Origin of the sequence: Paenibacillus sp. E194, from assembly GCF_000935845.1 — a bacterium.
In the GTDB taxonomy this organism is placed as follows: Bacteria; Bacillota; Bacilli; order Paenibacillales; family Paenibacillaceae; genus Paenibacillus_B; species Paenibacillus_B alvei_B.
In genome coordinates this window covers 1-5496 of the sequence record NZ_JMDX01000319.1, presented here as the reverse complement: position 1 = coordinate 5496, position 5496 = coordinate 1, and the positions used below count along the sequence as shown (strand labels likewise).

Below are 5496 nucleotides of genomic sequence, written 5' to 3'. Positions count from 1 at the left end.
ATAGATGAGAATTTTAGTGAGCATTTTCGGGTGGTAACTATTTCGGCCTCCACCGGGATAAGCTGCTGCAAATATCTGATCGTCTATGCGATTCACCGCATAATTGATGATACGAACGAGGTGATTTTGGGGAATGTCTTCTTCCAAATCCATTGGCAGATAAAGTTGATCCATGCTATATTGAATGTACAAAGAAACCGTTCCTTTCGTAAATGGTGGGTGGTACTTCCATTTTACTAAAGAACGGTTTCTTTTTGTTTTACATTTTTGAAAACAGGGGTGCCCAAAAGTCGTTCGACTTTTGGGACAGCCCCATTCATTCTCTGCAGGATCATTTAGTATTGATCCTGCACCTCGAGTGGATGTATTCGCGTAAGCAACAGCTGCGCCGCTTCACTGGCAGCCTCTGCATGAGGCAGATTGAATTTGACTTGGAGAATTTCTGGACGCAAATCGTCGGCACATAATAATGTCGAGCGACCAGTCTGCATACATACAACTAATGTCTTGCCGACAAAATGATCGGAATAAATGAGTGCGAAATCATAACGAATCTGTTCTGTGGCCCAACCGACAAAGGTAACATTTGCTTGCTCCGAAACTTCATACAAATGGTCAAACATCGCACACCTCCTCGGGATATCCTTTTCCAAGAACACAAACCATTTAATGGTTATACGATCAAGTATAACATAAATCGCGTTCCTAGAACAAGATTCGAACTTCATTCCATGTAAATATTGCCATCATATTCAGTCAAATGGTATGATGTAAGCGATTCGTGCTATAAGCAGAAGATGTCCCAAGGGGAGGATAGATTCGATGAGTCAAAGCGCATTCATTACGTTTGTCGATGGTTCGGAGGTTGCGTCCATTACATTAGATGAATTGAAGGGCCAACTTCTCCATTACCGGGAACAAACCCAATTAACCGGAGAACAATTAGGCTGGGATTATGCCGAGGCTGCCTTTCCATATACAATTGAAACAAAGCCCGGGCAAGAGCAGGAATGGTTCTATTTAAAAGGTTCCAATCCATTATATCGACATATCGTATTTGGTGTTGGTGAGAAAGAGAATTCCCGCTGCTACGTGCAAATGGTTCTGCCTGACGATGCCACTCACGGAGACAAGGCCAAAGGGAACGAGTTGTGCAAATATTTGGCGAAAAAGTGGAAGGCGGAACTTACGCTGTTCAACGGTAGAATTATGTATTACAATCCACGCAAATAAGCGCAACTATAAGAACATCCCAATTCATCCGCTCGAACGGAATCATGCTCTACAAATAGAACAAGCCCCGGAATTCTCCGGAGCTTGTTCCATACCTGTATGTTGGCAGAGCGAATGAATTACTCGCCTTGCTCAGCTACCAATTCATTGTATGCTTGCTGTACGCGTTCCCACTCAGCGTCATCTTCGATAGGAAGCATTGCCATTTCTTCGCCTTGCTCTTCCAGACGTACGATAATGCCGTCTGCTTCTGGATCGTTGCGTTGGAGAAGAAGTGCATATAGCTGCTCGTCGACGTTGAACGTCTCGACCATCGTCATGTCGATTTCGTTGCCGTCTTCGTCTACCATTGTAATAATCAATTCATGATCGTGATCGTGGTCGTGATCATGATCATGTCCACATCCGCAATCATGGTTATGTTCGCTCATGAGTAAATCTCCTTTATGTTCAGGTAGTGGTCATACTCACGTATCGTACCACTTTCTGCGAAAGAGGTCAACGAACGCCTACTCGCCTCAGTATGTATAATAACCAAAAGCTAAGGTTGGATTGCAGGCAATTTTTTCTGCGATATAAGGGTGAATTCACCATTCTTCTGTCTCAAATAACAAGAGATCATATAGTCGCCCTTCGCCTTGAAATCATACTTATGCTCATTCGTACGGAACCAGAAGTTATCTTCATTTGTCGGAACACTCGATTCCTGAAGCGCCGTTGTCTTCCCTTTCGGATCAGTGATCGTAATCTTGATTGCATCAACTGTCGACTGCAAACTGTCGACTTGGACGAATACTGTAAAGGAGGTCTTCCCTGTCTCGACTTTGCCAAATGGTTTATTGTCCTTGAACAGCAGCAAGTCCACATTAGGCTTGTCAATTACGACCTTCTTATTGGCATCATCCCAGAATATAAATGCCTGAAGTGCTTCTTGTATTTGTCGTACAGACAAATAAGCACGTCCATCTATCATATACCCGCCTTCATTTACCGCATTCCCATTTAGAACAACATCAATCTTATCAGCCACTGGAGCGGCTTGCGCAGAACTAGGTGCGACATCTGTCTGTGCCGATGCATACGCTCCGCCCACAATAGAACCAAGCAGAACGAATGCTGCAAGTCTCCTGCATTTCATCTCGTTACCCCCAAATTTCTTTGTTGTAAAGTTATACTCCAATCATGCATTAGAGTTGCGCCTAATTCGCAAATAACTCTCATGTGCATTCATACGATCATGAACAAAGCCATGAACTGTTTCGCCCGCAAAACCGTGTGGTATCCCACCAATGTTCTCACCCTTCCTCCATTTGCCGCATATCCTCATATAACCGGCTCCACGGAAAGTTAGGTCCTGGGCAGTTCGCTTTTCTTATGGCATCGATCTGAAAATGTCCCAATACATGTTCATAATCCAACGAGATCCAATGTCCCCAGTTCTTCATTACATATCGTTGTATATAACGATGCAAACGAAGACATGCCTGATACTGTTCTTCTGTCAGCAGCCCGTCCATTCCTTCATGCTCGATTGATACAGCATATCGATTAGGATTCATTCCTTTTTCACGTACAACAAAAGCAGGCGCTAAGGCAATTCGTTCTCCTTCTAGTCCTTGTGAAAATGCCATTCGCTCAATGGTTACATATTGATGAACTGTCCCATTCTTGGACACTGCAAAATGAGCTGAAGAAATCTTGTTGTCAGGGCATGTGTACCATGCATCTAGACTCGTTAAGCTCTGAGCAGAAATATGATTCACAATAATTGCAGGGATCTCCCCCTTGCGATCACTCGAATTGGTATGCTCATTTCCCTTCCATACAATCTCCAACTGCATCACGATCCCCCCATTGTTCAATAGGTAAGACGATTGTAGGTGATTCGCACGATCCGGTAATCCATTATGTCCCGGGAAATGATTGGGTGTACAGCAGGCTTGGATATCACTCCCGGGGACATGTACCCTATTATTAGGGCAGGGACAATTAGCCACCCACTTTGGTACGGGTTAAGATACAGGGAACACCATTTCCAACTGCGCCTGGCTGAGACATCCGCTCTACATAATCCATCCCACGCGTGCACGGTGTCTTACACACTTCACACCGATCCGAAGTTACTATTTTCATCGAGAACTGTTCACGACCAGACTGTAGACTCGTCTTCTTTTTGCCCTTCCCCTTCGTCATGCCCTTCACCCGCTTCATGTGCATTTCACGTTGCCTGCCGCTTCCGGCCGAACCTGATTATTGCACATTATGCAGATTGCGCTGGCTTGCTTGTGCATTTATCCCAGACATGGTACAGTATAGGCGTAATTCTAGCCTTGTCAGCCAATAGGAGGATGAAGATGAACCTTCACATACAAATGTTAGGGACAGGCAGTGCATTTGCCAAATCATACTTCAATAACAATGGATTACTTTACTCTGGTGGATTCACACTGCTCATCGACTGTGGAATTACGGCACCGATGGCTCTGCACCATTTGAATAAGTCTTTCTCTGACATCGATGGTGTTCTTATCTCTCATATTCATGCTGATCATGTTGGGGGATTAGAAGAATTGGCCTTCCAGATGAAGTTTAAATATGGACGTAAGCCAAAACTCTACATAGCTTCGCCACTCGTATCCGTATTATGGGAGCATACATTGAAGGGTGGGCTTACCCAAGAGGGAATAAGCAGCATAGAGGATGTATTCGATGTACATGCAATAGAGCCAGGGCAGCCATATGACATTGCAGCGGGTCTTACCGTCGAATTATTAGAGACTCCACATATTGAAGGCAAGCGCAGCTTCTCTCTTCTTATCAATAATCATTTTTTCTACAGCGCTGATATGCAGTTCCAGCCTGAACTGCTTCACCGCTTAGTTGAACAGCGTGGAGTAACTACCATCTTCCATGACTGTCAATTAGGTGGGAATGGAGAGGTTCATGCGACATTGGCCGAGCTCTTGACGCTTCCAGATGCACTCCAGAAGCTAACCTTCCTCATGCACTATGGAGATGAACGACCGCAGTACGAAGGACATACTGGCGCCATGTCCTTTATCGATCAACACCGACTCTATTCAATCGAATAATACGCCAAAGAGCACTATACAACGACCCAATGTGGCCGCTGCAAGTGCTCTTTTGCTATGTCTTCTATACCGTTATTGGAAAGTCGGCAAATTATCCAGATTGTTGCTCGGATCACCATCAGCATCGCCACGAAGATAAGTACCGCCGTCTCTTCCCTTGAAGGCATTCACACCCGCAATTTCTCCATTTTGCACGGCTTGAAGAGCCTGCTCGTAATTTAAGATTCGGCCTGCATTCGTCTGGAACGCTGTTAGATCCCCGTCCCCATTCTTCTGAACAGCTACAATGGATTCTCGCTGTGACATACGAACATCATCCTCCTGACTTTATGCATCCTACATCAGATGCGTTTGTTAGGTAGAGTGTCCATAACCCACAACTTTTATGAACCGAGTATCGGTATACCGATTTACAGCTTCTTCTCCATGCGAATATGAGGGATACCCGCATCCAAGAATGGCTCCTCTGACACTGTCTCATACCCTAAAGAATGATAGAACCCTTCCGCTTGGCACTGTCCATCAAGCACGCATTTCTCCACACCGTGTTTCCGGGCGATTTGCTCCAGACCTACCATTAAAACTCTTCCAATCCCTTTCCCGCGGAATGGCTTTCTTACTGCAATGCGCTGCATCTTAGCAGTGAATTCATCCAACAGCTTCACTCGTCCTGTTGCAGCGTACTGTCCGTCTGACATCAGCAGGACGTGAAAGGCCGGAGCATCCAAGTTATCGTACTCGTCACATTCTTCTTCTTCCGGTACATGTTGCTCAGCAACGAATACTTCTTTTCGTATCGCAATACACTCGTCCAATTGTTCCTGTGTCTTAACCTCAATGATTTCAGCAGCCACTCCCACTCACCTCCGAATGAAATGATGCAACAGCTATTATGTATAATATCTTAGCTGCTGCAAACGAATTTATATTATACAAAAAAATGAATTTCATGTATAGTTGCAATAACGGACACGCTTACATTAGCAAGGGGGTACACGATGGATCCGATACTGGCTACAGTAATTGCAGTTGTTGTCATGGTAGTTGGCATGGTGCTTCTGCTTCTCTACGTGACGAAGAAAGCCTACGCACGCAAATGGGATGCGGAAGAGCCTATAGACAGCACAGCTAGGCAGCCCAATCATTCATCCAACACAGATTAATGAAGCAT

The 5496-nt window shown here is 44.9% G+C and carries 10 protein-coding genes and 1 pseudogene; 3 read left to right on the top strand and 8 right to left on the bottom strand.

The features are described 5' to 3' along the window. Nucleotides 1–192 (bottom strand): annotated as a pseudogene (locus tag AZ66_RS33140) (IS1182 family transposase); the annotation flags it as partial. Nucleotides 193–335: 143 nt separating this feature from the next. After that, nucleotides 336–623, bottom strand: coding sequence for a DUF3055 domain-containing protein (locus AZ66_RS26230; protein ID WP_021258055.1), 288 nt, complete (start codon nucleotides 621–623; stop codon nucleotides 336–338). Nucleotides 624–822: 199 nt separating this feature from the next. On the opposite strand from AZ66_RS26230, the gene AZ66_RS26225 reads away from it, so the two are divergent. Beyond that, nucleotides 823–1233, top strand: a complete 411-nt coding sequence (locus AZ66_RS26225) for a DUF1885 family protein (protein ID WP_044357571.1) — start codon at nucleotides 823–825, stop codon at nucleotides 1231–1233. 119 nt (nucleotides 1234–1352) lie between these two features. Here AZ66_RS26225 and AZ66_RS26220 read toward each other — a convergent pair whose 3' ends face one another. The 4 genes from AZ66_RS26220 to AZ66_RS26205 all read right to left on the bottom strand — a co-directional run bounded on the left by AZ66_RS26220 (nucleotide 1353) and on the right by AZ66_RS26205 (nucleotide 3426). Further along, nucleotides 1353–1664 carry a DUF1292 domain-containing protein gene (locus tag AZ66_RS26220; RefSeq protein ID WP_021256711.1) on the bottom strand — a complete coding sequence of 104 codons (312 nt, stop codon included), beginning with the start codon at nucleotides 1662–1664 and terminating at the stop codon, nucleotides 1353–1355. Between the two features lie 110 nt (nucleotides 1665–1774). Further along, nucleotides 1775–2371: a stalk domain-containing protein gene (locus AZ66_RS26215; RefSeq protein WP_044357570.1), complete on the bottom strand. Its 597-nt coding sequence runs from the start codon at nucleotides 2369–2371 to the stop codon at nucleotides 1775–1777. 157 nt (nucleotides 2372–2528) lie between these two features. Beyond that, the gene (locus AZ66_RS26210) at nucleotides 2529–3074 is read right to left on the bottom strand and encodes an N-acetylmuramoyl-L-alanine amidase (RefSeq protein WP_052648890.1); all 546 of its coding nucleotides are present in this window, start codon (nucleotides 3072–3074) and stop codon (nucleotides 2529–2531) included. A 148-nt stretch (nucleotides 3075–3222) separates the two neighbouring features. Further along, nucleotides 3223–3426, bottom strand: coding sequence for a hypothetical protein (locus AZ66_RS26205; protein WP_036618724.1), 204 nt, complete (start codon nucleotides 3424–3426; stop codon nucleotides 3223–3225). A gap of 161 nt (nucleotides 3427–3587) precedes the next feature. On the opposite strand from AZ66_RS26205, the gene AZ66_RS26200 reads away from it, so the two are divergent. Then, on the top strand, nucleotides 3588–4325 hold the full coding sequence (locus tag AZ66_RS26200) for an MBL fold metallo-hydrolase (RefSeq protein WP_044357569.1): 738 nt from the start codon (nucleotides 3588–3590) through the stop codon (nucleotides 4323–4325). 72 nt (nucleotides 4326–4397) lie between these two features. Here the strand turns inward: AZ66_RS26200 and AZ66_RS26195 are convergent, their stop codons facing one another. Beyond that, on the bottom strand, nucleotides 4398–4631 hold the full coding sequence (locus AZ66_RS26195) for a DUF3892 domain-containing protein (RefSeq protein ID WP_021258061.1): 234 nt from the start codon (nucleotides 4629–4631) through the stop codon (nucleotides 4398–4400). 104 nt (nucleotides 4632–4735) lie between these two features. After that, a complete protein-coding gene (locus tag AZ66_RS26190) occupies nucleotides 4736–5179 on the bottom strand; it encodes a GNAT family N-acetyltransferase (protein ID WP_021256717.1) in 444 nt (147 codons plus the stop codon). Nucleotides 5180–5323: 144 nt separating this feature from the next. Between AZ66_RS26190 and AZ66_RS32165 the strand changes: the two genes are divergently transcribed. Continuing rightward, nucleotides 5324–5488, top strand: a complete 165-nt coding sequence (locus AZ66_RS32165) for a hypothetical protein (protein ID WP_162833935.1) — start codon at nucleotides 5324–5326, stop codon at nucleotides 5486–5488. Nucleotides 5489–5496: the final 8 nt, after the last annotated feature.